This window comes from Amycolatopsis eburnea (assembly GCF_003937945.1).
In the GTDB taxonomy this organism is placed as follows: Bacteria; Actinomycetota; Actinomycetes; order Mycobacteriales; family Pseudonocardiaceae; genus Amycolatopsis; species Amycolatopsis eburnea.
The window spans coordinates 210,291-236,223 of the sequence record NZ_RSEC01000063.1 but is presented as its reverse complement, the minus strand read 5'-3'; the positions used below and the strand labels follow the sequence as shown (position 1 = coordinate 236,223).

Here is a 25,933-nt window from a genome sequence, read left to right as displayed (position 1 = left end):
GGAGGCAACGTCTTCCGGGCACGCGAAGAAGCGCGAACCGGGGCTCTCCCGTCCGCGCCAGACGAAGGTCTGGACCAAGTACAGCACGGCGGGGCGGGCGCCGGGCCCATCCGGGGACGACCGGGCAGCGAACGTGCACGACCGTCCCCTGCCTCAGCCCAACGGCACGACACCGTCCGGCCACCCGGGAAAGGGATGGCCGGACGGTTCCGTGCCCGAATCAGATTTCGTCGACCTCGTAAGCAACCACCCGCGCCGGCACGAGCAGCGCGCCCGAACATTCCGCGACCGCCGGGCCGAACCCGTACGGCACGAACTCCCCGACCACGAACCAGAACGCGTTGCCGTTCGCGCAGTGCGCGATCACCCGGTAGCCGTAGCCCTCACCGGGGAAGCAGTTGACCGAAACACCCTGCCCGAACAGGGTTCCGTACCGCTCGCCGAAGCAGCCGGGTGGCGCGAAGTCGCCGCCGGCGGCGGCCGCGGGCACGACCGTCAGCCCGAACAGCGAAAACAAAGCGACCCCGAGAACCGCCAATTTCCTTCGCATGCCTACTCCTCAACGCGGAGAAACCCGACGTTAATGAGCGTAGAAGTGCGGAAGAATTACCGGCAATTCATCGGGCCAGTGAATCCGCGCAGCGGAAAGTCACGACACTGCTCCATCCGGGCTAGCCCGCGCCCCTGGACGGATGGCGCGTTTCCGGAATTCCGAAGAGGACCGTCAGTGCGCGAACGCCGTGAGGAACCGGTCGCGGAACGAATCCATCTTCCACACCGGCGCCTGCGCGCCCGGGTGCAGGCCGTCCTGCCAGCCCCAGCCCGAGATCCGGTCCAGCACCTTCGGGTCCTTCGCCACGATCGTGATCGGCACGTCGTGCACCGCGCCCTGCGGGGTCACCACCGGCGGCTGGTGGTCGCCGAGGAAGACCAGGACCAGATCGTCGCCGCCGTAGTGCCGGACGAACGAGATGAGCGTCTTCAGCGAGTAGTCGGTGGCGTCGCGGTAGGCGTCGCGGATCTTCGCGGGGTCCTTCCAGACCGACTCCGGGGCTTCGCCCGCCGCCGGCATCGGGGCGAACACCGAGCCGTCGCCGACCTGGTTCCAGTCGACCAGCCAGGGGCGGGGCGACCACGGGGCGTGGCTGGACACGAGGTCGACCTCGGCCATCACCGGACGGCCGCCGCCGAGTTCCTTGCGCTGCAGCATCGACATCGTGAACTGGTCGGGCATGGTGGCGTAGGCGAAGCCGGGGCCGTGGTAGCCGATGCCGCGGGCGTCGTAGTACGCGTCCGGGTGGTAGAACCGCTGCCCTTCCGGCCAGTCCTTGGTGTGCGCGGGCACGTCCCACACGGTCCGCCAGCCCGCGCGCTGGAACGCACCCCCGAGGGTGAGCCGGTCGCTGGCGAGGAGGTCGTTGTAGCGCTGCTGGTTGTCGATCCACATGCCCGACTGCACCGTCGAGTGGGCCAGCCAGCTGCCGCCGCCGAACGTCGAGGACGACAGGAACGCGCTCCTCGCGCCGATGCCCGCCGCGCGCAGCTCCGCGGTGCCCGCGTCGAGCGTCGCGCCGATCTTCGGGCCGAACGCCGGGTCGTCGAGCGCGATGCGGCCGTAGCTCTCGACGAAGGTGAGCACGACGTTCTTGCCGCGCAGGCCGGTCAGCAGCTGGTCACCGGGCGTGCCGCGGAACGCGTCCGCCGCGGCCACTTCGCCGAACGGGCGCTGCTCCCGCAGGTCGGCGCCCACCTGGCGGAGGTCGCCGTAGGCCAGCGCGACGGCGCTTTGGGCGGCCACCGGCTGCCCCGGCGCGCTCTCGACGCCGAACACCGAGCACCCGATCCAGACGACCCCGAGCACCGCGACGACCCGGGTCGCCGCGGTCCGGCGCCCGGCGGCGACCCGCGCCAACCGCAACGCGGCCAGAACCATGAACACCACGACGGCCACCGCGAGCACGCCGGCCCCGATGAGCGCGGCCACAGCGGCCGCGTCCCCGATCTGGCCGGCCAGGAACTCGACGCCGGCGTGGAAGAAGCTCCAGTCGTATACCGGGTCGAACGGCTTCTCGAGGGTGGCGTAGAACCCGGTGTCGAGCGCCTTCATCAGGGTCAGCAGCCCCAGCACCAGGCCGAAGAGGACGGCGACGACGCTGCGCGCCCGCGGCGGCAGCACCAGCGCGAAGGCCGCGACGACGACCCCCTCCACCGGCACCCGCACGAGCGCGCCTGCCGAGAACGCGGTGAGGTCGTCCGGCGCGAGGAGCCCGAACAGCACGAGCAGCGCAGCCAGTGCCGTGAGCACCCCGCCCGCGACGGCGTGCCGCCGGCCGAGCCGGGGCAGGCCGAAGTCGGGCAGGGGCGCGGCCGGGGCGGTCTTTCCAAGCATGGCGGGGCCTCACGTCGTCGTTCGCGGCGGCGACCGGCCCGTGCGGCGGGGCCGGCGATCCTCACCCGGTATACGGGCCGCGGCCCCGAGCGGTTCACGCCCTACCCCGAACCCCGCGGCCCAAACCCCGCACACCACCTTTCACCCGCGAAAACACCCGAAATCCCCGCGACGGGTGCCTGGTGGTTGCGGGGCGCGGGAGCCGGTGTTCTCCTCGGGACGACCGATGATCGAATTCCGGACGGAGGCACGACCGATGAACCTGTTCGACAAGGCCAAGGAAGCGCTCGGGAAGAACCCGGAGCAGGCCGATCAGGGTGTCGACAAGGCCGCCGAAGCCGCCAAGCAGCGGTTCGGCGAGCACTCCGACAAGATCGACCAGGGCTCCGACAAGGTGAAGGACTTCCTCCACAAGCAGGGCGGCGGGCAGCAGGACGCACCGCCGCAGTGACCGCCCGCCGGTGAAACCCAGCCGTCCGGGCGAGGCACGCTTCACGCCTCCCGCGGCTGGGTACCACCGGCTCCGTGGTCGCCACCTACCTCGTCCCCGTCCGCACCGCCCTCCTCCTCTTCCCGCTCGTCGCGCTGGCCGTCATGCTGCCGGCCGCGTTCGTCAGCTACCGCCGCCGCGGCCGCGCCGGCGGGTGGCCGACGTTCGTCTTCTACGCGTTCCTCTTCTACCTGCTGGCGATCGCGACGCAGACGGTGCTCCCGCTGCCCGCCGATCCGGCGTACTGCGCGGGACACACGTACGCGAGTTCTCCGCAGCTGCGGCCGTTCTACTTCGTCGAAGTGGTTTCGCAGCGCGCCCGCGGGCACTGGAGCCCCGGCGCGCTGCTGCACAACCCGGCGGTCTGGACCACGGCGCTCAACGTCGTGATGCTCGCGCCGCTCGGCTTCTACGTCCGGTACGCGCAACGGATGCGGCTCGTGCCCGCGACCCTGATCGGCTTCGGCGTCTCCCTGTTCTTCGAACTGACGCAGCTGACCGGCTTGTGGTTCGTCTACCCGTGCCCGTACCGGCTGTTCAGCGTCGACGACCTGATCCTCAACACGGCGGGCGTCGTCGCCGGCTGGCTGCTCGCCGGTCCCCTCGGCCGCCTGCTGCCCGCACTGGAACCGGAGCACGACCGGCGCCGCTACGCCGCGAAGGTCACCTTCACCCGGCGGCTCTTCGCGCTGGCCACCGACCTGCTCGGGTTCGCCGCGCTGCTCGGGTTCCTCTTCGGCCTGCTCACGCTGTTCGGCGAGGACCTGCGCCACCGCGACACCCCGGTGGTGATCCTCGCCGTCGTCTGGTTCGTGGTGCTGCCCGCCGTGACCGGCTCGACCCCCGGGAAGCGCGCGATGCTGCTGCGGGTGACGCGGCGCAGCGGCCGCCGGGCCGGGCCGGTCGCGCTGCTGGTCCGCAACGGCGTCCTGCTCTCCCCGCTGTGGGTCGCGTGGTGGGTGCTGGACCTCGACCGCTGGGACCTCGGCGCGCACCCCGGGCAGCTGCTCCTGCCCGTGGCGCTGGCCGCGTCGGTGTTCGTGGTGGGGATCTGGACGCCGCTGGCGGTGCTGCTCGACGACGAGCACCGCGCACCCTACGAACGGCTGACCCGCACGGTGAACACCGCCATCGTGCCGCCCGGGGCCGCGGCCCCGGAACCGGCGGCCGGGCCGCCGGACCGGCAGCCAGTCCTCAAAGGACAGTGACAGGGCACCGCGCTGCCCGCGACGGGCGGCTTTGGTAGATTGCGCCTGGAACGGGTTGAGTCGCCAGCCCGTCTCCCGATCCCCCGACCTGGAGTCCCCATGACCACCGACGCAGCGCGGCCACGGCAGCGGTTCTCCGGCGACGGCTGGTCCCTGGACAGCTCCGAAGACGGCGACCTGGGCGTTTACACCCTGCGCGGCGAGTTCGACTTCGCGGTCTCCGCGCGGCTCGCCGACCTGGTGCCCGCGAACCCCGGCGCCGCGCGGATCGTCGTCGACATGACCGGGGTCGAGTACTGCGACTCCAGCTGCCTGCAGGTGCTGCTGCGCCTCGCCCGGCAGGTCCACCGCGCGGGCGGCCGCTTCGCCGTCGTCACGACCGCGCCCGCCGTGACCCGGCCGATCGAACTGCTGGGGCTCGGCGACGCCATGCCGGTGCACCCGACCCTCGAAGCGGCCCGTTCTTCCTGGGGCGGAGCATGACGACCTCCGATATCCGTGTGGGCGGCGCCGGATCCGGGCATGAAGAAGGAGAAGGCCTCTCCAGGGGGTCCGGTACGGCGAAGGAGGCGGCGGTGAAGCTCCGCGGTGTGCGGCACGAGCTGGGGATCTCCGCCGAGCTCACCGAGCTGGCCAGGGTCCGGCACTGGGTGCGCTCGGTGCTGTGCGGCCTGCCGGCGAACGTCGTCAGCACCGCCGTCATGGTGGTGGACGAGCTGACGTCCAACGCGCTGCGCCACGGCCGCGCGCCCTACCACGTCCGGCTGCTGCCGGGCGCCGCCAAGCTGCGGATCGAGGTCGACGACGGGGGCGGCGAGGCCGCCCGGCGCCGGACGCCGTCCGACGACGGCGGCCGCGGGCTCCTGCTGGTCGAGCGCTGCGCGGCGGCGTGGGGACAGCTGCGCCGGGCCGGCGGCAAGACCCTCTGGGCCGAGCTGGTCACCGATCCGGACCCGGCCGGCGCCCGTGGCTGACCGCGCGCGCACCGCGCCCGCCACCCCGGTCGACGACGGGCGCGAGTGGGCCACCGCCCCCGTCGCGGCGCTGGCGGTCGACGGTTCCGGGGTCATCCGGTCGCTCAACGAGGCCGCCCGCCTGCTCTTCCCCACCGCCGAACCGGGCCGCGCGCTCGAGGGCACGGTCGCGGACTGGCTCGCCGCCGCCCACGGCCCCGACGGCGTCGCCCGCGGCGAGGTCGGCGCGCGGTCGTTCGCCGCGCACCCGATTCCGCACGGCGACGCCGTGACGTGGTGGCTCGTCGACGAAACCGACGCCCGCTCCGCACGCGAGGCGCTGGCACGCGAGCAGGAGCGGACCGCCTTCTTGAGCGACGCCTCGGCCGCCCTGCTGGGCTCCCTCAACCTCGAACGCTGCATGGAGGTCGCCGCGCGGCTGGCCGCGGCGCACCTGGCCGACGCCGCGCTGGTCCTGGCCCCCAGCCACGGCGGGGCCTTCCCCGCCGTCACCTGCGTGCGCGGCGGCGAGCCCGCCCGGTCCCGGCTGGCGATCGACCCGGACGACCTGCCCGGCCTCGGCGAGGCCCTGCAGGGCTTCCCGCCGGTGCCGTCGCGCTGGCTCGACCCGGCCGCGGCCCCCGGCTGGGTGCTGCCGGACGGCTTCGGCCCGGTCGGCTCGATCGTCGTGACGCCGCTGCCGGGCCACGGCGTCCCGGCCGGTGCGCTGGTGCTGCTGCGCCGCGGCGACCGGGCGTCGTTCACCGGCCAGGAAGAGCTCTTCGCGCGGCTGTTCGCGGCCCGCGCGGGCGCGGCGATGTCGGCGGCGCGGGTGTTCGCGCTGCAGGCGTCCATCACCGACACGCTGATGCGCGAGCTGCTGCCGCCCACCCTCGAACAGCTCGGCGGGGTCGAGTTCGCCGGCCGCTACCGCCCGGCCCGCGACGGCGAGCGGATCGGCGGCGACTTCTACGACGTCCATTCGGCGATCACCGCCGACGGCGACGAGTCGCTGGCCGTGCTCGGCGACGTCTGCGGCAAGGGACTGGACGCCGCGGTGCTGACCGGCAAGATCCGCACGACGCTGCGGGCGCTGCTGCCGATGGCGGGCGACCACCACCGGCTGCTCGACCTGCTGAACCGCACGCTCGGGGACAACGCCGACGCGCGGTACGTCACGCTGGTGCTCGCGTCCGCGCGGCGCGAGGGCGCCACCGTCAAGCTGCGCGTCACCGCCGCCGGGCACCCGCCGCCGCTGATCGTGCGGGCCGACGGCCGGGTCGAGGAGGCCGCCACGCGCGGCAGCCTGATCGGCGTCCTGCCCGAGATCGAGTCGGTGAGCGCCGAGGTCACGCTCGCCCCGGGCGAGACCTGCCTGCTCTACACCGACGGGATCGTCGAGGCGAAGGGCGGCCCGCTCGGGGACGAGATGTACGGCGAAGAACGGCTCCACCAGGTCCTCGCCGAATGCGCGAACATGCCCGCCGACGCCGTCGTCGAGCGCGTGCAGATGCTCGCCTCGCAGTGGATCGGGCGCGGCACCCACGACGACATGGCCGTGCTGGCGATCACCGCGCCGCGCGGGCAGCACCTCGCCGCCGTCGGCGGGCACGGGCGCGGCAGGTACACCGCATGAGCACCGCGGTGGCCGAGCACGCCGAGCGGCTCTGGAACGCCGTGACGACCGGCGACGAATACACCGCCGGCGACGTCGTGGTCCAGGCGCTGGGCGCCGGCACCGACCCCGAGAGCGTGCTGCTCGACGTGATCGGGGCGGTGCAGCGCCGGGTCGGGCAGGAGTGGGCGGCCAACCGCCTGACCGTCGCCCAGGAGCACGCCGCGACCGCGATCAACGACCGCGTCATCGCCACCTTCGGCTACCTGCTGAAGCGCCCGGAACCGCACCTCGGCCGCGTGACGGTCGCGTGCGTCGACGGCGAATGGCACGCGATGCCGGCCCGGCTGCTCAGCGAAGTGCTGCGCCTGCGCGGTTTCCAGGTCGACTACCTCGGCGCGCAGGTGCCCGCCCCGCACCTGGTGGCCCACCTGCACCGCACCGGCCCGGACGCGGTCGCGCTGTCCGGCTCGCTGGCGACCCGCCTGCCGACCGCGCACGCCACGATCACCGCATGCCAGGCGACGGCGACCCCGGTCATCGCGGGCGGCGCCGCCTTCGGCCACGACGGCCGCTACGCGCGTCTGCTGGGCGCCGAAGCGTGGGCGCCCGACGCCCGGGCGGCGGCCGACCGGCTCGCGCGGCCGCTCCCCCGCCCGCACGCCGGGCACCAGCCGCTCGACGACCTGCCGCACCTGGCCGACCAGGAGTACACGCTGGTCACGCGCAGCTCCGGCCGGCTCGTGAAGACGGTGCTGGCCGGGCTGGCGGAGCGGATCCCGGCCATGCGGACCTACACCGACCTGCAGCGCCAGTACACCGCCGAGGACCTCGCGCACATCGTCGAGTACCTGGCGACGGCGCTCTACGTCGGCGACGAAGAGCTGTTCACCGGATTCCTGACGTGGACCGCCGGAATCCTCACCGCGCGAGGCGTCCCGGCCGCCTCGCTGGTCCCCGCTCTCGAACTCCTCGAGGCGGAGCTGCGCGACTTCCCGCGGGCCACCGGCCTGCTCCGCGCCGCGCACACGCGTTTGGCGGAACCGGCCGCCGGATCGGAGCTCTCCGCATGACCAGCGGGCTGACCTGCACCTGGAGCACCCCCTCGGCGGACACCGCCCGCGTCGAGGTCGTCGGCGACCTCGAATTCGCCACGGCGGGCCTGCTCCTGCGCCTGGTCACCGACCGCCTGGCCGACCACCCCGGCGTCCGGGAGGTCCACCTCGACTGCGGCGAGATCGGCTTCTGCGACTCCTCCGGGCTCTCGGAGCTGCTGAAGGTGCACCGAGCGGTCGTCGGCACGGGCCGCCGGCTGCGCCTGGACAACCGGAAGCCCGCGCTCGACCGCCTGCTCGCCCTCACCGGGACGGCGCGGTACCTGACGGGCGAGACGACGGACTCCCGGGTCGTCCGCGACTCCTGAGACCGCGCTCCGGCTCGAGGGTCGTGGGGCGGCCGCCGGACTCCTACTCCTCCGCCCGCGCCAGCTTCGACGGCCACCAGATCCGCCGCCCGACGTCCACAGTCAGCGCGGGCACCAGCAACGACCGCACCAGCAGCGTGTCCAGCAGCACCCCGAACGCCACGATGAACGCGATCTGCGCGAGGAACAGGATCGGGATCACCGCGAGCGCCGAGAACGTCGCCGCCAGCACCACCCCGGCCGACGTGATCACCCCGCCGGTCAGCGAAAGCCCGCGCAACGTGCCCTCGCGCGTCCCCCGCGTCAGCGCCTCCTCGCGGACCCGCGTCATCAGGAAGATGTTGTAGTCGATCCCCAGCGCCACCAGGAAGACGAACCCGAACAGCGGCACCACCGGGTCCGCGCCCGGGAAGCCGAAGACGTGGTTGAACACCAGCGCCGACACGCCCATCGTCGCCGCGAACGACAGCACCACGGTGGCGATCAGCAGCAGCGGCGCGAGCAGCGACCGCAGCAGCAGGGCCAGCACGAGGAAGATCACCAGCAGCACGATCGGGATGATCAGCGCGCGGTCGTGCTTCGACGTCTGCTGCGTGTCCAGCTGGATCGCGGTCGGGCCGCCGACCTTCGCGTTCGCGCCGGGGATCGCGTGGACGGCGTCGCGCAGCTTGCCGACGGTCGCGACCGCCGTCTCGGAGTCCGCCGGGTCGTTCAGCACGGACAGGACCTGCACCCGGCCGTTGACCACCTTGGGCTGCCCGTCAGGGCCGGGTAGCGGGAACGACTGCGCGACACCGTCCATTGTGGACGCCTTGAGCACCTCAGGCAGCGCGCCGGCGTCGGCGATCGTGATCGCGGGCGCGCCGAGCCCGCCCGGGAAGTGGCGGCCGAGCACCTCCTGCCCCGTCCGGGATTCGACCTGGGTGAGGAACACGTCGGACTGCGCCGTGCCGGAGGCCTTGAGCTGCGGCAGGAACGCGACGCCGACGCCGAGCACGAGCGCCGTCACCACCCAGACCGCCCGCGGGCGGCGGCCGACCAGCCGGGCCACCCGGCCCCAGCTGCCGGACGTCTCCGGGTGCGGCGAGCCGAGCGCCGGCTTGAACGGCCAGAACGCGCCGCGGCCGCACAGCGCCAGCGCCGCGGGCAGGAACGTCGTCGACGCCAGCAGCGCGGCACCGATGCCGATCGCCGCGACCGGGCCGAGTCCCTTGTTGGAGTTGAGGTCGCTGAACAGCAGGCACAGCACGCCGAGCACGACGGTCCCCGCCGACGCGGCGATCGGTTCGAGGGTCGCGCGCCAGGCGAGCTTCAGCGCGTCGAAGCGGCTTTCGGTGTCCCGCAGCTGCTCGCGGAACCGCGCCACGAGCAGGAGCGCGTAGTCGGTGGCCGCGCCGAAGACGAGGATCGAGAGGATGCCCTGGCTCTGGCCGTTGAGCGCGAGGACGTCGTGCTCGGCCAGCAGGTACACGACGAGGCTGGCGAGCCCGAGCGCGAACACCGCCGACAGCAGGACCAGGAACGGCAGCAGCGGGCTGCGGTAGACGGCGATGAGGATCAGCGCGACCACCCCGCCCGCGACGAGCAGGAGGATGCCGTCGATGCCGCCGAACGCCTTGACCAGGTCGGCGATCTGCCCGGCGGGCCCGGTGACGAGCACGGTGAGCCCGTCGGGGGCGCCGGCGAGCTTCGCGCGGACCTCCTTGACGACGTCGCCGGGGTTGCCGTCGGCGAGGATCGGCACGCTGAGCTGCACCGCCTGGTCGTCCCGCGGGGCCGGTTCGGGCGCGCCGAGCGGGCCGGCGACACCGGGCACGGCGCCGAGCTCCCGCGCCTTGGCTTCGAGGAACTGCCGGTCCGCGGCGGTCAGCCCGGCCGGGCGCTCGGCGACGACCGTCGCGGGCAGCACCTGACGCGGGGTGAACGCCTTCTGCTCGTCGGAGACCTCGGTGGCTTCGGCCGAACTCGGCAGGAAGGCGGCGTTGTCGTTCTTCGCGACCTCGCTGAGCTTCCCGGCGAAGGGCCCGCCGAACCCGCCCAGCCCGAGCCAGGCGACCACGAGCAGCGCGGGGAGCAGCCAGCGGAGGCGGCGCGGGGAGTCGTTCATGGTCGCTAAGGTCCTTTCGAGGGCGGACACGCCCAATTGTTCAGTAGGCTGAACATTTTGCACGACGACCCGGAGTGACGGTGAGCACAGCCCCCGAACCCGATCTGAGCACCTGGCCCACCGGGCGGCTGCTGGCCGTCGCCGCACGACTGGTGGAGCAACGCTGGGTGACCGTCCTCGCCCAGCTGGGTCTCACCCACGCGGGGCTGATCGCGCTGCATTCGCTGCGCGACGGGCCGCTCCCCCAGCGGTCGCTGGCCCAGCACTGCCAGGTGACCGACCAGACGATGAGCCGCACGCTCGACCGCCTCGCGAAGGCGGGTTTCGTGACGCGCACGCCCGATCCGGCCGACGCCCGCCGTCACCTGACCCGGTTGACTTCGGCCGGCCGGGCGGTCCACGAGCAGGCCGTGCGCGCCGAACCCGCCCTGCTCGGCGGCATCGGCGAGGACCAGGCCTTCCGCGGCAGGCTGCTCGAGCTGATCGCGGGACTTTCGGCCGGCGATTGAGAGCCCGCGGGCCTGGGTAGGTCTCCTGGCATGTGGATCGCGGTGAGCACCCCAGTGGCCGTCCTGATCGCTACCGTCCTGATGGAGCGGTTCGAGCGACGATGCCGCCTGGCGCCGACCGCGGAGACCGAGCGACCTCGCGTCGCACGCTGACGCTCATGTGATCCACGTCTCACTCTCCTCCCGCGAGAACCCTGGGCCCGTCCCCCGGCGACTGACTGGTCGGATCCGGCGGACCGAGACCGGGTTCAAGGGAGGAGAAATCCATGCGCGGCAACCCGAAAACCACCCGCACGGCACTCGGCGTGGCCCTCGCGGCCGGCCTGGTCACGGCGGCGAGCATCGGGATGGCCGGCGGCGCGACCGCGCAGCCGGGCAGCGCGGAGGGGACGATGACGAACGCGAACCAGCCCCCGAAGGGGGCGCGGGCCACCGTGCAGGTGAGCCCGAACCCGACCACCCGGCGCGGCCAAGAGGTGACGATCACCGGCGACTGCGGCGGCGGCACCGGCCTGAAGTCCGTGCTCGGCGGCTTCCCCGAGCACCCGGTGCTGGAAAACGTCCGGATCCTGTCGGCGGGCCCGGACCACTTCGTCGCCAAGGCGAACCTGGTCCAGACCATCGGCAACGGGGTGGGCCCGGTCTTCGTGGACTGCGGCGGCGAAGCGGGCGTCACCCTGCTCGTCACGCACGTCTAGCGCCGTGAATGAGTCATTCATGTCGTCCGGACGACATGAATGACTCATTCACCACGACGGGATTCAGCAGGTCTTCCAGGCGAAGTGGTAAATGGTGTCCACGCTCGCGTGTTCGGAATCCATTTCGATGAAAGAACCACCGGCGGAGGTACCCGCGTCGGCGCGCAGTTCCGCGTTGATGTTCAGGTTCCGGCTCTCCCCGCACGGGGCGAACACCAGCTCCGCGACTTCGGTCACGTCCGAGGCCCGCCAGACGCCGTGGAACGGGCCGGGGAAGGTGTGGCGCACCCGCGCTGTCGGCGCCGTCCCCGCGAAGTAGTAGTTGGCTTGTTCGAGCGCGCTCGCGCCGCTCTCGATGTGCGCGAAGCCGCGGTACTCGGCTTCGGCGATCGCGTACGTGAATCCCTGCGGTACGTGGACGAGCACGTTGATCTGGCAGTTCTTCCGGGCCTCGAGCGCCGGTGCGCCACCACCGGCCTTGGCGGTGAAGTTCGTGTAGTGCACCGTGAAGGACGTGTTGTCGGACGCGACGTCCGCGGACGCCGTTGCCGTGCCGGCCGGGCAGCCGGAGCCGTTGATGGTCTTGATGTCGAGCGTGATCCTTTCGGCCGGCGCCGAGGTGGCCGGAGAATCGACGGGTGCGGCGAGAGCGGACAGAATCATTCCGGCGACGATCGGCATAACGAGCATGACGCTCCTCCAAACGGGCCACGATGCCTGGTGATCATGATGATCGCGCGCGGAGCAGATCGTAGCGCGATCGCAACCATTTCGACGGCCACTGAACGGAGTAACACGACCGCGAAGAGTACGGGAAAACCATTTCCCGCAATTTCACGTTCGCCGGGGTTAAATATTCGGATAATCGAAGGTCAAGACTGGTCCGGACCACTGCCGTGCCGGAGCGAATACGGCGGGGTGGCGCCGCCGAGGAGCGCTTCGGCGTCCAGCGTCGCCGCCTCGCTCCCCCGCTCCGCGAACCGCCGGGCCACGAGCGCGGCCGGGTCGTCGACGCGGTCGGCGCGGCCGGACAGGAACGCCCACTCGTGCTCGTCGGACCCGAAGTACAGCACCGTGCCGAACACCTCGCGGAACCGGCGCCACGCCGCCCGCAGCGTTTCGTTGCGCCACAGCGTCGGGCAGCCCGCCTGGCAGGTGACGACGCCGCCCGGCGCGAGCACCCGCACGCAGCGGTCGAGGAAGTCCTTGCCGTACAAGCGGTTGTGCTGCGCGTCCGGGTCGTCGTTCTCGTCCGGCAGGTCGATCACGACCACGTCGTAGAGGTCGCCCCGGGCTTCGGCCGCGGCCAGGAAAGCCCAGCCGTCCTCGAAGGACACCCGGATCGGGCCGTCGCCGCGCGCGAGGTCGGCGGGCGTGTAGCCGTAGGGCAGGTGCTCGGCGCAGGCCCGCACCGCCTGCTCGTCGATGTCGACGTGCTCGACCAGCGACGCGCCGGCGCCGACGGCCAGCTGCGAGGCGACCCCCTCGCTCGACCCGATGATCAGCACCCGTCGCACCCGCTCGGCCAGCAGCAGCGCGGGCACCATCAGTGCCTCGTGGTAGACGAGCTGGCTCGCCTCGGTGCTCTGGCGTTCGCCGTCGCAGAACAGCGAAACGCCTTGCGCGGTCTTGCCGATCAGCACGTGCTGGTAGGGCGTGCGCTCGTCGTACACGACGTCGCCGACCTCCCACACGCGGGTGAGGCCGGGACCGACCGGTTCGTGGATCTGGGGCATCAGCGTTCTCCGCGGTGCAGGACGGACAGGTGGACCGAAGCGGCGTCCAGCGACTTCGCCAGCAACCGCAGCGCGTGCTCGGGGTCGGCGCGCTCGCCGCAGGTGAACACGTCCGCGAAGAGCGAGCCGTGCTCGGGGTAGGTGTGCACGGACGCGTGCGACTCGGCGAGCAGCGCGATCACCGTGGCGCCCTGCGGCGCGAACCGCTTGGCCACGACGTCGACGACCGTCGCGCCCGCCTCGGTCACCGCGGCCCGCAGCAGCTCCCCCAGCCGCGCGGCGTCGTCGAGCAGGCCCGGGTCGACGCCGTGCAGCTCGGCCAGGACGTGGCGCCCGGTGAACCGGCCGACGTCAGGCATCGCCCCACCTCCCGACGCAGTAGGTGCGCAGCGGCTCGATGCCGTTGAAGCCGACCGACGCGTAGCTCGCGGTGTAGGCCCCGGTGCCCGGCAGCTCGAGCCGGTCGCCGGTGCGCAGGTCCAGCGGCAGGTCGTAGGGCGTCCGCTGGTAGAGCACGTCGTCGCCGTCGCAGGTCGGCCCGGCGAGCACCACCGGGCCGCTCGGGCCGCCGCGCGGGTCCACCGGCTCGAACCGGTAGGCGATCGCCTCGTTCTCGGCCTCGGCGAGCCCGTTGTAGCGGCCGATGTCGAGGTACACCCAGCGCCGCTCGCCCCGGTGCGCGACGAGCACGACCTCGGTCCGCAGCAGGCCCGCGTCCGCGACGAGCACGCGGCCCGGTTCCAGCAGCAGCTCCGGCCGCTGCCCGGGGAAGTGCGTCTCGAGGGCCGACGCGATCGTCGCCGCGTACGCGTCCAGGGACGGCACGCGCGCCCGGTGCGCGGTCGCGAACCCGCCGCCGAGGTTCAGCCGCGTCAGCGCGACCCCCTGGGCCGCGGCCTCGGCGAACAGCTTCGCCGCCGTGGCGATCCCGATTTCCCAGGCGGCGACGTCCGGCTGCTGCGAACCGACGTGGAACGCGATCCCGGGCCGCAGCCCGCGCGCGGCCGCGCGCAGCACCAGGTCCAGCGCCTCGGCCGGCTCGCAGCCGAACTTCCGGCCGAACGGCGTCGCCGAGTCCGGCCCGTCGAGCACCACGCGGATCGAGACGGCCGAGCCCGGCGCGTGCCGGCCCAGGTGGTCGACGTCGCCGGCCGCGTCCGAAGTGAACTCCCGGACCCCGCGCTCGAAGGCGAACGCGATGTCCCGCGGCTTCTTGATCGGGTTGCCGTAGGCGAGGTCCGCCGGCGCGGCGCCGCGCTCCAGGCACAGCGCCAGCTCGACGGGACCGGCCACGTCGAAGCCGATCCCGGCCGCAACCAGCGCGTCGAGCACCGGCGGCGCCGGGTTGGCCTTGACCGCGTACCGGATCAGCGCACCGGGGAAGGCCGCGCGGACCTCGCGCGCCCGGGCGGCGACGACGTCGGTGTCGACGACCAGGAACGGGGTCGGCGGGTCCTGCTCGGCCAGGAACCGGCGGATGGGGTCGGCGCACACGGCGCCAGTGTCGCAAACCGCGTCAGGCGAACCGCCACAGGTGGTCCGGAGTCCCGTTGTCGGTCCACTGGGTCACCTGGGCACCGTCCGCCGTGGACTGCTGGTCGACGGCCATGACCTTGCCGCTGCGGACGTTGACGAGCTTCGACCAGCCGCCCCCGGCGTCGACGATCCGCCAGTTGTGGTCCGGGGTGCCGTTGTCCTGGAACTGCTGGACGTGCGCGCCGTCGTCGAGGCTCTGGTCGTGCACCGCGAGGACCTTGCCGCTGTTGCGGTTGACGATCCGGACGGTGCCGTCGCCGTTGTCGACCACGGCCCAGAGGTGGTCGGCGGTGCCGTTGTCCGACCACTGCGTGACCTCGGCGGTGTCGGCCAGCGACATGTTCGAGACGGCGAGGACCTTGCCCGAGCGCTGGTTCTGCAGCTTCCGCCACACCGTCGTCGACGCCACCGGGCGCGTCAGCAGCGCAAGGTAGCCGCCGGCGACCGGACGGGCCTGGAACCCGCGCTGGGTCGCGTCGGCGACGACGTACCAGTCGCTGAACGGCACCCGCTGCGGTGTCGTGTTCGCGTAGCTGTAGACGCCCTCGACCAGGGTGTTCCGGATGTTCGGCTGGTCGGTGAGCCACGCCGCCGTCCACAGCTCCCAGTCGGCCTTGGTGTAGTTGTTGCGCGGATCCAGCAGGACGCCGTGCGCGCCCGCGCGGCCCTGGTACCAGGCGGCCTCCTGCGCCGCGACGCCGAGCGGGACGAGGTCGAGGCCGAGCACGCGGTCGGCGAAGCCGTTGTACTTCAAGCTCCACGTGCCGGGCTGGTCGTAGGCGAGCTTGAGGTGCTGGCCGTCCTCGGCGAGCGTCACCCACTGGCTGATGTAGCTCCGCGAAGTCGAGCGGTACCGCTGGGCGTCGGCGGAGTTGCCGACCGCGGCCGCGACGACGCCCATCGCCCCGACGCCGATGATCCCCTTGAGCGCGAGGTTGGCGCTGTGCGCGATGAACCCGGTGAAGTCGTCGGTCTGGTTCTGGAACCCGGGGTCGAGGGTGGTGCCGATGAGGTATTCGGCCCACTGCCGCAGGATCCGGTAGTGGGCGTTCGCGAAGGCGGCGGCGTCCGCCGACGGCAGCCGCTGCACGAGCGCGGCCGCCATGATCAGCATGTTGGCCGACTCCTCGACCGGCATGCTCTCCTCGTTGCCGTCGTTGTGCCCGGTCGCGTCCGGGTAGTGGGTACCGAGGTCGTGCTCGGCGAACTGCATCGGCCAGCCGCCGCGCTCGGCGTAATCGAGCAGCGGTTCCAGGATCAGGCGCAGGTAAGCCGGGGAAAGGTAGAGGTAGGCGGGGAACGCCGGGTACGTGACGTCCACAGTGGACATGTTGCCGTTGGAGGAGATCTCCTTGAGGAACCCCCACGGCGCGCCACCGCGGTCGACCAGTTCGGTGCCACCGAAGGCCTGCCGCAGCGCCAGCGCGCAGATCCCGGCGTAGTGCTCACCGGCGGTCCCACCACCCGCCGCGGCGACGGCGTCGTCGTGCAGCCGCTGATCGATCGCGACCGCGGCGCTCAGCGCGCTCGCGTAGTCGTTGGCGAACCAGACGGCCATGTCCGGCCAGCTGCCCCAGTAGTGCGTCCACCAGGGGTTGAGCGCGGTGCCGAGGTACCGGACGGCGGGCGTGCGGACGTGCCCGACCGAGAGCGTGAAGGGGGCCGAGGAGCCGCCGGCCGGGATCGTGCCGAGGTTCTTGTTGAACGCCAGAACCGGCCAGCGGTCGCTGATCGCGCGGGGCTGGGCGGTGTCGCTGGTGTTGTTCAGGGCGCCCTGGCCCGCGGAGGCGGCGCGCACGACGGTGTCCTGCCCGATCTGCCAGCTGGTCCCCGACGTCGGCGCGGCGAGCACGAGCCGTCCCCAGCTCGCCTGGTCGCCGTTCTCCTGGAGGACTCCCGGTGTCGCAGGTGTGCAGCTCAGCAGCGTGTAGCCGCCGGACTGCTGCTGGGCCCAGGTGACCGGCGTCGAGGTGTCGCCGTGCACCCACTCGGCGGAGGTGTCGAAGTGCAGGTCGACGGCGTGCGCGCGGCCGTCCGCGCTGGCGGCCTGGATGGTCACGTAGCCGAAGGGCACGCACTGGCGCTGCAGGTTCGCGGGGTCGACGGGCGAGAAGAACGTGACGGTGAGGTTGACGCCCCCGCCGGCGAGGACGTACGTCGACCGCGTGCCGGTGACCTGCAGGCTCACCTGCGTCATCGGGCTGAGCGCGGGCCCGCCCGGCAGCGCGGGCGCCCCGGCGAAGACGTACGCGGCGCCGTCGATGCGGGCGAGGCCGCACAGGGCGGTGATGTGCCCGGTCCAGAAGCTCGCCCAGGTACCGGCGAGGATGTCGGCGGCTTGCCAGGTGGACAGGTAGGGCGACCGCACGACCAGCGGAGTGGCCGGCGGCCGAATAGGACTGAAGCTCCCCGCCGCGGCAGCCATCCCAGGCAGCCAAAGCGCAGCAGCCACGGCGGCGGCCGTCCCTCCGGCGAGCCGGAGCAGGTCGCGACGGGTGAGGTGAGCACGTGCAGGCGAGGACATCGTTGACCCCTTCGACGGCGTGCGAACAGCGCGGACCAACTTTTACATCGTTGGTACAACGTTGTAAATCCGCCGAAGGTCGGCCACGATTGGGGTGGCGGACCACTCGGGCCGCAGGTCCGGTGCAGATTCGAGCGACACGGCGCGGGACGAGTCGCAGCAGGCCCGGCGCGGCCTCGGGATGACGCGCCGGGCCGCCGCCCTGACCTCAGAGAGCACTGCTCTCGCGCAGCCTCAACGATAGAGAGCACCGCTCTCGCTCCCTCGGCGGCCAGCTTCACCAAGGAGAGCACCGCTCTCGGCCCACACCGGCCGACTTCGGCCACCGAGAGCACCGCTCTCACTCCACGCCAGCCAGCTCTCGACAACGGAGAGCACCGCTCTCACTCCGCCCAGTCAACTCTCGGGCAGAGAGAACACCGCTCTCACCCTGCGCCGGTCGACTTCGACTAAAGAGAGCGCCGCTCTCGGGCCGACACCGCTCAGCGTCGCCATTGAGAGCGCCGCTCTTCGCCCCCACGTCGGCTTCGCCACGGAGAGCACCGCTCCCGGCCCGCATCGATCGACTTCGGCTACCGAGAGCACCGCTCTCGGCGACTATGACCGCGGAGAGCACCGCTCTCGGTCGGACTCAAACACAGAGAGCAGCGCTCTCAGCTTGCGCCGAACTTCGGAGTACGCCGCTGCCACACCAGGTATATCTCAGGCTGGGCCGCGCCAGGCCAGGCCAAACCAGGCGGGGCCGGGTCAGGCCGGGCCGGGCCGGGTCAGGCCGGGCCGGGCCGGGCCGGGCCGGGTCAGGCCGGGCCGGGCCGGGTCAGGCCGGGCCGGGCCGGGCCGGGCCGGGTCAGGCCGGGCCGGGCCGGGCCGGGTCAGGCCGGGTCAGGCCGGGCCGGGCCGCACCGGGCCAGATCAGGCCGGGCCGGGCCGCGCCGGGCTGGGCGCGCCGGGCGGGGCGCGCCGGGCGGGGTCGGGTCGAGGTCGGGCCGGGTCGGGTGCAAACCGCACCGTTCACCGAGCGCCCCGAGCACGGAGAGCACTGCTCTCGCGGCCTCGACGGTCGGGAGAGCACCGCTCTCGAGTCAGGCCGATCCCGGGTCAAGCCAGCCACACGTCAATCCGGCCATGGAGTAATCCGGCCAGAGGGGTAAGCCGGCGATGGGGTAAGCCGTTCGCCGGCCACGCTGTTCGCTAGCCCTTCGGTCGTGGAGCGTCGCGTCCCCCTATGGCGCACCGGCCGAGGAGAGCACTGCTCTCCGACGGCGCGATGACAGAGAGCACCGCTCTCGGGCAGCTGTCATAGAGGAGAGCGCTGCTCTCGGAACCTCGCCAGTCGGGGGCCGATCCCGCGCACTGCCGCCGACGGCGCGGTCTCAACCCGTACGCGAAGGCCGGTCCGACGGCGGCCACACATACGGCAGGTCCGACTCCACATCGGGGAACTGCGCGCGGTAATGGTCCGGATCCTTGCGCACCAACGCCGACTGGTGGCTGCAGTGCACGGCTTCATCACCCAGCCACGGCGGCAGCTCACCGGCAACCGCCAGCTCGGCCTGCGTCCGCACCTCCGCACCGCCAAGCGACTGCCTGTACTCGTCGGCAAGCTTCACCGCACACGTGTCGGCCGCCCCCAGGGCGCACCACACCGCGCAAACCTCGAAGCCGTAGCGGGTCAGGGCCTCTTCGTAGCCCGTCCACATCTTCGCCGCGGGGTGGTGGCGCCAGCCGTAGCCGGGCACGACGAGCGCGCGCAGCACCTGAAGGGCCTCGACGCGCTGTTTGCCGAGCCGGCGCCGGTCGAGGGTGCGGGCGCTGGCCGTGAAGTCGGGGCAGGGCAGGAACGTCTGCATCCACCCCGGATTACCCCTTCGCCGGGCGCCCACACCTGTGTCCCTCCGCGGCCCGAAGGTCGCGGAGGGACGCGCGATCACCGCCGCCCGGTGCGTCCCCTGGCCGCCGCGGCGGGTTCCGGCTCGACGCTCACCCGGGGGCGGAGGGGCAGGTTCTCCAGGCCCTCGACGTCGAGCACCAGGAACCAGTGCGCGTTGGCGGGGATGTGGATCTTGAACATCGGTGCGGTGGCCACCCCGCCGTGCATCCGGTAGTACTGCCGGCGCCGGTATGCCTGGAAGTTGACCTCCGTCAGGAGCCTGACGTTGGCCATCGCGTCCAGGCGGACGGTGACCACCGCGTCTCTTCGCACTTTCCCGAGGTCGAACACGTTCGCTTCCATTACGTCCCTCTTCCACGCGTGGTTGATCGGTTCGAGTTCTGGTCGCGGGCAGCGCGGAACACGCCGCGGAGCGCACGACGGAGCGGAAGATCGGGACAGGCCTATCCGGGGCCGGTACCCGGTTCGCAGGGCCGGAAGAGCGGCACGAAATCCTCGGACGCCGACGTGCCGGGCCGCAGGTCGCGGGTCCCGTGTTCGACGGTCAGGAACGCGGGCGGAACGGTGCTGCCGGACCCGCCGGCGAAATCGGACGACGCCGGTGCCGCGGGCCCGACCGGCGCCGGCGGGGTTTCGACGGGTCCACGATGGACTTGGAACGTCCGGTCCGGCTGGTGCGCCGGACTTGCTTGACGCGCCTTGTGCGCCAAACGTTGAAAGTCCACTTCGGACTGCGGGCCGGGATCCGCCGCCGCGTTCACGGACGCGGCAGGAAGAGCTGTCCGGGATGGCAGCGTCGCTTTCACATGCGGCAGGCCGAGAATGCCGTCAGCGGAACTGGGGTTGCGTCCGGCGCCATCGGTGCTGGGAGGGAGAACCGGCTCGACCGTCCGCGCCACGGGCTCGACCAATCCGGCGGTGGTGTCGAGAACCGGCTTCGCCACCGCCCGCACGACATCGGTCACCGGTGCCAGGACGCTTCCGGCGGTCTCGGTGACGGGCGACAGTACCGGCTTGACGGCACCGACTACCGGCCGCAACACGTCGGCGGCCGCACTGGTCAGCGGGGCTACGACCGGCTCGACCGCCCGCACCACAGGTTGCAGAACGACGGCCGCCGTGGCGGTGACCGGCTTCGCCACCGTCTGCACCACATCCGCGACCGGGTCGAGCACGGGCCCCGTGATGGGCGCGACGACGGTGCTGGTCATCGGCCTGGTAGTACGCGAAACAGACTCGACCACCGGCCCGGCAATGGCGGCGGCCGGCGCCACCACGGCAGCGACCGTTCTGGCCACCGGCTCGGCCGAACGCACGACCACGGCTACCGGCTCGGCCACCGGCGCGAGGGTCCTGGCCGCACGCGCAACGGGGCGCACCACCGGCGAAACCACGGCGTCGGCGACCGACTCGGCCGAGTACAGGGCCCGCGCGGTCGGCTCAACCACCGATCCCGCCGAACGTACCGCCGGCGCGGTCGCCGACCTCACCCCTGGCTTTGGCGCCGCTCGCGAAAGCACCATTCTCGCCGCTGGTCCCGACGAGGCCATGCCGACAGCGGCAACGTCGGTCGCCATGGGGGCACTGGGCTCACCCGGACGCGCCGTGCGCCCGGCCGAGTCGATCGACAGCCCCGCCGACTTGGTGCCCGTAGCGGCAGCCCCGGCCACCGGGCGCCCGACCGAAACTGGCACCTGCGCCACCGGTCCGGCCGGCCCCGCAGACTTGGTGCCCGTAGCGGCAACCCGAGCCACCGAATCTCCGGCCGAACCCACCACCTGCGCGACCGTCCCCAAGCCGCCCGTCGCTACCCCAGAACCATCCCGAGTCGCCGCATCGGCGTTGCCCGAAGTCAGCCACAACACCAGCCACATCCCCGCTACCGCGCCGGCCACGACCAGTAGCCTGCGGGTGGCGGCCCCTCTGGCGGCCACGTCGCTAGCCCGGGTCACGTCGGCGAACCTCCACGTGCGGATGCGCTGGACAGGGGACGTACCCTCCAACGTCCGGCGCCACACGCGTGCTACGCGCTACTCGTCGCTTCCACTCGTCCGGGCTAATCCGGAAGTGTCAGCAAGCCTGAGTAAAGACTCCAGTCGGGCGACACCGGGCGGCCAGTCGCCACAACGAGGCTGCACCGGATGAGAACTCAGGCTTCCTGAGAGCGGCGTAGTTCTGACAGCGCTCCCAGTGCGGTCACGCCGTGCTGGAGGCCCTCGCGGAACGTCGCGCGCTGGCCGGGGCTGAGGTCGGCCAGCAGGGCGTGCTCCACCTCGCCCACCGCGGGTGCGCAGTCGGCCAGCAGGGACTGGCCGGCGTCGGTCAGGCCGGCCAGCAGGACTCGCTTGTTGCCCGCCTTCGGGGTTCGCGCGATCAGGCCCCGGTTCTCCAGCGCCAGCACCATCTCGTGCATCGTCTGCGGCCGGAGGAACGACCGCCGGGCCAGCTGGGCCGAGGACAGCGGGCCGCTCGCCTGCAGCACCGTCAGCGCCGTGTACTGCAGCGTCGTGAGACCCAGCGGGCGGAGCGCGTCGTCCAGGAGCGCCCTGATCACCAGTTCGAGCCGTTTGACCAGGTACAGGGTCAACGGCGCGCCGGCGGGGTGGTGCTCCGCGGAGGTGCTCACGCGCCCATCATGACACGCCGTGGCCGCTATGCTCCGATCATGGACCTCGGTCGGCAGACCCGCGTGCGGCAGGCGTTCGACACCTTCTTCGCTCCCCCGGAACCCGCCGCCGGGAGCCACGTCCTCGACCTCTTCCGCCGCACCGCGGAAACCGTGCCCGCCTACCGGGATTTCCTCCGGACGCACGGGATCGCGCCCGAGGACGTCACGACGATCGACGACTTCCGGAAACTCCCGCTCGTGGACAAGGCCGGCTACCACCGGAAGTACCCGCTGCCCGACCTGTGCCGCGGCGGCAGCTTCGACGGCAACGACATGATCGCCGTCTCCTCCGGTTCCAGCGGTCACCCGACCATCTGGCCACGGGCGCTCGAGGACGAGCTGCACGTCGCCCGCCGCTTCGAACAGGTGCTGGTCGACGGCTTCCACGCGGACCGCAAGAAGACCCTCGCCGTCGTCTGCTTCCCGCTCGGGACCTGGGTCGGCGGGCTCTTCACCACGGCGTGCGTGCGCCACCTCGCCGCCAAGGGCTGCCCGATCACCGTCGTGGCGCCGGGGAACAACAAGGCCGAGATCCTCCGCGTCCTCCCGGAGCTCGCCCCGCACTTCGAGCAGGTCGTGCTGCTCGGCTACCCGCCGTTCGTCAAAGACGTCGTCGACACCGGCCTCGCCGAAGGCATCGACTGGCCCGCGTACGCGATCAAGCTCGTCCTCGCCGGCGAGGTCTTCAGCGAGCAGTGGCGCGACCTCGTCGCCCAGCGCGCCGGGGTCGCCGATCCCCTCACCGGCATCGCGTCGCTCTACGGCACGGCGGACGCGGGCGTGCTCGGCACCGAAACGCCGGTGTCCGTGGGCATCCGGCGGTTCTTCGCCGACCGCCCGGACCTCGCCCGCGAAGTCTTCGGCGACGCCCGGCTCCCGACCCTCGTGCAGTACGACCCCGCGAGCCGCTTCTTCGAGGTGCACGACGGCACGCTCGTGTTCACCGCGGACGGCGGGATCCCGCTGATCCGCTACCACATCGCCGACGACGGCGGCGTCCTGCCGCACGCCGAACTGCTCGCCTACTGCGCCCGTCACGGCTTCACGCCGCCGCCCGGGCCGGAGCTGCCGTTCGTCTACGTCTTCGGCCGGTCGCTGTTCACGGTTTCGTTCTTCGGCGCGAACGTCTACCCGGAGAACGTCACCGTCGGGCTGGAGCAGCCCGGCATCAGCGACACCGTCACCGGCAAGTTCGTCATCGAGTCCGTCGAGGACGCCGACCGCGACCGGCGGCTGCGGATCACCGTCGAGACGGCGCCGGGCGCGAGCGCCGACGCCGGGCGGATCGCCGAATCCGTGCGTACGCAGCTGGTGCGGCTCAACAGCGAGTTCGCGCACTACGTGCCCGCGGAGGGGCAGCTGCCCGACGTCGTCCTGCGCCCGGCCGGCGATCCCGAATACTTCCCGGCCGGGGTCAAGCACCGCTACACGCGGCCGTCCTAGAGGCAGGCGAGCCGGCGGAACCGGTCGCGCCGCTCGCCCGCGGACGAGCCGTCGGCGATGTCGTCGTCGAACCACGAGCACAGCGCCGCCCACAGCTGGGCGCGGGCCGGATGGTCGTCCTCGGCGACCGATGTGCGCTCGAGCTCCGCGATGTCGGCGACCAGCTGGTCGAGCCGCTGGTCGCACAGCCGCACGTACTCGCGGACGACGACGTTCGCGTCGAGGCCGGTCTTCCCGCGCCGGCCCGCCGCGCCGCGCAGCTGGGCGTGCAGGCCTTCCTCGCTGTAGAGCGGGAAACCCGAGATCGACCCCGGGTAGCCGGATTCGGCCGACCACTCGCGGAACGCGCAGATCGCCTGGTAGCGCGTGTACCAATCCTGCTTGCCGGTGGCCAGCGCGGCCAGCTTCCGCCAGGCGTCGCGGTCGGCGGCGCGCCAGCGGTCGACCGTCCGGCTGTCCGGTGCCGGCTCCGCGGGCCGGGTCCGCCAGAAGTGCGCGCGGCAGCCCGCCATCTCGGCGACGAGCTGGCGGACGTAGCTGACCTGCTCCCACACGTGCGCGCGCTGCGGCCGCAGCGGTGCCGCGCGGTCCGGAGAGAACGTGACCATCTCGAAGACGCGGAACAGCTCGTGCCCGCGCAGCGCCGCGAGGTCGGGGTCCTCCCCCATCACCCACGAGCGGCGCTCCGGCAACCGTCCACTGTGGCTGATCGTCGCCGCGTGGTAGAGCTCGCGTACCGCGCGGCGGGCCACTTCGTCGCGCGCTTCCCCTTCCAGGCGGGGATTCCGGGCGCGGTCGCGCAGGTCCCGTTCGCCGCGCGGCCCGACTTCGAGCATCGCGACCGCGTACACGCTCGCCGCGTTGTAGCACTCCTCCCACGAACTGCGCGGCCCGGCGGCTTCGACGGTGCGGTCGAGCGCCCGCGGGTCCGGCGGCCAGCGCCGGTCCGGGCAGGCGTCGGCCAGCCGCTCGCGGGTGCCGGGGTAGGCGGGCAGCGGTTCGGGCACGGCGCCGGTGACCGGTTCGATGTCCGCCATCGCGCGCCGCAGCACCGCCCAGACCAGGGACAGGTCGAGCGCGCGGTTGGTCAGCTGCTGCCAGCTGCGGCGCCAGCGCCTGCCGAAGCGGCGGTAGTCCTCGACGAGCCGTTCGATCTCGTACTGCGACAGCGCGGCGAAGTACGACCGCATTTCCGCGGCACGCTGGTTGTACTCGGCCAGCTGCGCCGGGGACGCTTGCTGGACGACCAGTTCTTCGACTGGCACGCGCAGCACGCGCCGGTGCAGCGCCAGCCGCTTCTCACGCGGGGTCGCGTACCGCTGCGTCCGCACGTCGAGGTCGACGTACCGGCGGAAGCGCAGCTCGATCGCCGCCCGCAGTTCGGCGCGGCGCGTCGCCCGCGCGTCGCCCGGGGCGCCCGCGGTGGTGCGCCGGACCCACCAGGACCCGGCCACGGAGTCGCCGTGGCCGAGCACGAGCGCGTGCCGGTAGCGGGCGATCAGCAGGGCGACGTCGCGCCCGCGCGCGTCGCGGCGGGGCTGGCGCGCGAAATCGGGGCCGATCCACCACCGGGCGAGGGTGGGGTGGCCGCGGCTGCAGACGGTGATCACGTCGTCGTACGTCGCGAGCGCGTCGAGGTGCAGGTCCAGCTGTTCCTGCAGCGCCGCGATCTCGAGCCGGATGTAGACGTTGGCCGGGTCGAGGCTGACCGCCCGGTAGTACTCGGCCAGTGCTTCGTCGTAGCGGCGGTAAGTGATGAAGTGGTTGGCGCGCTGGTAGGCGTCGAAGAGCTCGTACGGGATCTTCGCGCCCCGCCAGGCGGCCCAGTGGATGTTCGTGCGGACGTACGCGCTGCGCGGGATGACCAGCGCGGCCACGGCGTTCGCCGCGCGGTGCAGCACCCGCGCCCAGTTCTCGTCCTCGATGACGAGCGGGCTGGCGGCGAAGCGCGGCACGCGGACGAGTTCCAGGATGAGCTGGTAGCGGCCGGTCGTGTTGCCCGGCCGGATGGTGCCGCTGACGGTGAAGGCGGCGGGCGGCTGCGCGAGCCGGATCAGCTTGGTGGCGGCTTTCCACCAGCCGTCGGCGGAATCGCCGGCGTGCTCGACGATCTGGATGAAGTCGTACGAACTGCCGACGCCGGGCACCGGGGTCGGCGTGTAGAGGCGGGAATCGTTGAGGAACCGCTTGAAGGTGGCCGTCAGTTCGACGGCGGAGTCGATCTCGCGGTCGTGGCTGCCTTCGGGCCGTTCGTCGGCGAACAGCCGGATGTCGATCTGGTTGGCTCGGTAGGCGGCGGCTTCGAGCCGCGCCTTGCCGACGAAGTACAGCGTCAGCACGACGGAGACGAGGACGACGGAGGTCTGCAGGACGGTCCAGGTGATGACGCTCGCGACCTTCGGGTCCCGGACGAACGTCCAGTTCTGGAAGAACGGCAGGTAGGGCACGACGGCGAACCCCGCGGCGACGAGCCCCGCCACGCCGGCCGCCAGCCACCACCTGATCCGGTGCGTCTCGGGCAGTTCGGCCTCGTCGAAGCCACCGTGCCGTCGCGCGGACACCATGGATCACCCCCTCGTGTCAGGTTACTCGCGGAGGGGGTGCGTTTCGTTACCGCCCGTGATCTGCGACTTCGCGATGACTGGGCCCGATGGCCCGTCTAGTGCATCTGCACTATGCTGAAGGCTCACGGTTGAGCCGCCAGCCGCTACCGGACGCTCCGCGCCGCGCGCCGGCAGGCTGC

At 72.4% G+C, this 25,933-nt stretch carries 23 protein-coding genes; 10 read left to right on the top strand and 13 right to left on the bottom strand.

Annotated features, from left to right (window positions below):
* Positions 1-220: 220 nt before the first annotated feature.
* Positions 221-550: a hypothetical protein gene (locus tag EIY87_RS44865; RefSeq protein ID WP_225440422.1), complete on the bottom strand. Its 330-nt coding sequence runs from the start codon at positions 548-550 to the stop codon at positions 221-223.
* 174 nt (positions 551-724) lie between these two features.
* A complete protein-coding gene (locus tag EIY87_RS44860; protein WP_125316186.1) occupies positions 725-2,389 on the bottom strand; it encodes an alkaline phosphatase family protein in 1,665 nt (554 codons plus the stop codon).
* A gap of 256 nt (positions 2,390-2,645) precedes the next feature.
* On the opposite strand from EIY87_RS44860, the gene EIY87_RS44855 reads away from it, so the two are divergent.
* The 7 genes from EIY87_RS44855 to EIY87_RS44825 all read left to right on the top strand — a co-directional run bounded on the left by EIY87_RS44855 (position 2,646) and on the right by EIY87_RS44825 (position 8,078).
* Complete coding sequence (locus tag EIY87_RS44855; RefSeq protein WP_125316185.1) at positions 2,646-2,840, top strand: antitoxin; 195 nt, start codon at positions 2,646-2,648, stop codon at positions 2,838-2,840.
* Positions 2,841-2,914: 74 nt separating this feature from the next.
* Complete coding sequence (locus EIY87_RS44850; RefSeq protein WP_125316184.1) at positions 2,915-4,087, top strand: VanZ family protein; 1,173 nt, start codon at positions 2,915-2,917, stop codon at positions 4,085-4,087.
* A gap of 99 nt (positions 4,088-4,186) precedes the next feature.
* Complete coding sequence (locus tag EIY87_RS44845; RefSeq protein WP_125316183.1) at positions 4,187-4,570, top strand: STAS domain-containing protein; 384 nt, start codon at positions 4,187-4,189, stop codon at positions 4,568-4,570.
* Between the two features lie 92 nt (positions 4,571-4,662).
* Positions 4,663-5,061: an ATP-binding protein gene (locus EIY87_RS44840; RefSeq protein ID WP_125316182.1), complete on the top strand. Its 399-nt coding sequence runs from the start codon at positions 4,663-4,665 to the stop codon at positions 5,059-5,061.
* Positions 5,054-6,676, top strand: coding sequence for a PP2C family protein-serine/threonine phosphatase (locus tag EIY87_RS44835; protein WP_125316181.1), 1,623 nt, complete (start codon positions 5,054-5,056; stop codon positions 6,674-6,676). Before EIY87_RS44840 ends, EIY87_RS44835 begins: the two co-directional genes overlap by 8 nt.
* Positions 6,673-7,728, top strand: a complete 1,056-nt coding sequence (locus EIY87_RS44830; RefSeq protein WP_125316180.1) for a cobalamin B12-binding domain-containing protein — start codon at positions 6,673-6,675, stop codon at positions 7,726-7,728. Before EIY87_RS44835 ends, EIY87_RS44830 begins: the two co-directional genes overlap by 4 nt.
* Positions 7,725-8,078, top strand: coding sequence for an STAS domain-containing protein (locus EIY87_RS44825; RefSeq protein WP_125316179.1), 354 nt, complete (start codon positions 7,725-7,727; stop codon positions 8,076-8,078). The genes EIY87_RS44830 and EIY87_RS44825 overlap by 4 nt, the downstream gene beginning before the upstream one ends.
* A 43-nt stretch (positions 8,079-8,121) precedes the next feature.
* Here EIY87_RS44825 and EIY87_RS44820 read toward each other — a convergent pair whose 3' ends face one another.
* Positions 8,122-10,185 (bottom strand): MMPL family transporter, encoded by a 2,064-nt coding sequence (locus EIY87_RS44820; protein ID WP_125316178.1) that lies wholly within the window; start codon positions 10,183-10,185, stop codon positions 8,122-8,124.
* Between the two features lie 74 nt (positions 10,186-10,259).
* Here EIY87_RS44820 and EIY87_RS44815 point away from each other — a divergent pair, with 74 nt between their 5' ends.
* Together EIY87_RS44815 and EIY87_RS44810 are read left to right on the top strand one after the other, a co-directional pair.
* Positions 10,260-10,694 (top strand): MarR family winged helix-turn-helix transcriptional regulator, encoded by a 435-nt coding sequence (locus EIY87_RS44815; RefSeq protein ID WP_191984506.1) that lies wholly within the window; start codon positions 10,260-10,262, stop codon positions 10,692-10,694.
* Positions 10,695-10,960: 266 nt separating this feature from the next.
* Entirely contained in the window at positions 10,961-11,392 is a 432-nt protein-coding gene (locus tag EIY87_RS44810; protein WP_125316176.1) for a hypothetical protein, read from the top strand.
* A gap of 63 nt (positions 11,393-11,455) precedes the next feature.
* Here EIY87_RS44810 and EIY87_RS44805 read toward each other — a convergent pair whose 3' ends face one another.
* The 9 genes from EIY87_RS44805 to EIY87_RS44765 all read right to left on the bottom strand — a co-directional run bounded on the left by EIY87_RS44805 (position 11,456) and on the right by EIY87_RS44765 (position 21,705).
* Positions 11,456-12,073, bottom strand: coding sequence for a DUF4360 domain-containing protein (locus EIY87_RS44805; RefSeq protein ID WP_191984523.1), 618 nt, complete (start codon positions 12,071-12,073; stop codon positions 11,456-11,458).
* 191 nt (positions 12,074-12,264) lie between these two features.
* Entirely contained in the window at positions 12,265-13,128 is an 864-nt protein-coding gene (locus EIY87_RS44800) for a spermine/spermidine synthase domain-containing protein (protein ID WP_125316174.1), read from the bottom strand.
* On the bottom strand, positions 13,128-13,487 hold the full coding sequence (gene speD, locus EIY87_RS44795; protein ID WP_125316173.1) for an adenosylmethionine decarboxylase: 360 nt from the start codon (positions 13,485-13,487) through the stop codon (positions 13,128-13,130). Before speD ends, EIY87_RS44800 begins: the two co-directional genes overlap by 1 nt.
* Positions 13,480-14,622: a type III PLP-dependent enzyme gene (locus EIY87_RS44790; protein ID WP_125316172.1), complete on the bottom strand. Its 1,143-nt coding sequence runs from the start codon at positions 14,620-14,622 to the stop codon at positions 13,480-13,482. The genes speD and EIY87_RS44790 overlap by 8 nt, the downstream gene beginning before the upstream one ends.
* A gap of 22 nt (positions 14,623-14,644) precedes the next feature.
* Entirely contained in the window at positions 14,645-17,188 is a 2,544-nt protein-coding gene (locus EIY87_RS44785) for a glutaminase domain-containing protein (protein WP_125316171.1), read from the bottom strand.
* A 1,373-nt stretch (positions 17,189-18,561) separates the two neighbouring features.
* Positions 18,562-19,038 (bottom strand): MSMEG_6728 family protein, encoded by a 477-nt coding sequence (locus EIY87_RS44780; RefSeq protein WP_125316170.1) that lies wholly within the window; start codon positions 19,036-19,038, stop codon positions 18,562-18,564.
* Positions 19,039-19,115: 77 nt separating this feature from the next.
* Complete coding sequence (locus tag EIY87_RS44775; protein WP_086858244.1) at positions 19,116-19,421, bottom strand: DUF1883 domain-containing protein; 306 nt, start codon at positions 19,419-19,421, stop codon at positions 19,116-19,118.
* A 101-nt stretch (positions 19,422-19,522) separates the two neighbouring features.
* Positions 19,523-20,527 (bottom strand): hypothetical protein, encoded by a 1,005-nt coding sequence (locus EIY87_RS44770; protein ID WP_125316169.1) that lies wholly within the window; start codon positions 20,525-20,527, stop codon positions 19,523-19,525.
* A gap of 701 nt (positions 20,528-21,228) precedes the next feature.
* The gene (locus EIY87_RS44765) at positions 21,229-21,705 is read right to left on the bottom strand and encodes a MarR family winged helix-turn-helix transcriptional regulator (protein ID WP_125316168.1); all 477 of its coding nucleotides are present in this window, start codon (positions 21,703-21,705) and stop codon (positions 21,229-21,231) included.
* A 39-nt stretch (positions 21,706-21,744) separates the two neighbouring features.
* Between EIY87_RS44765 and EIY87_RS44760 the strand changes: the two genes are divergently transcribed.
* Positions 21,745-23,190: a phenylacetate--CoA ligase family protein gene (locus EIY87_RS44760; protein WP_225440419.1), complete on the top strand. Its 1,446-nt coding sequence runs from the start codon at positions 21,745-21,747 to the stop codon at positions 23,188-23,190.
* Here the strand turns inward: EIY87_RS44760 and EIY87_RS44755 are convergent.
* Positions 23,187-25,754: a hypothetical protein gene (locus tag EIY87_RS44755; RefSeq protein ID WP_125316166.1), complete on the bottom strand. Its 2,568-nt coding sequence runs from the start codon at positions 25,752-25,754 to the stop codon at positions 23,187-23,189. The two genes, EIY87_RS44760 and EIY87_RS44755, sit on opposite strands and share 4 nt — an antisense overlap.
* Positions 25,755-25,933 lie beyond the last annotated feature (179 nt).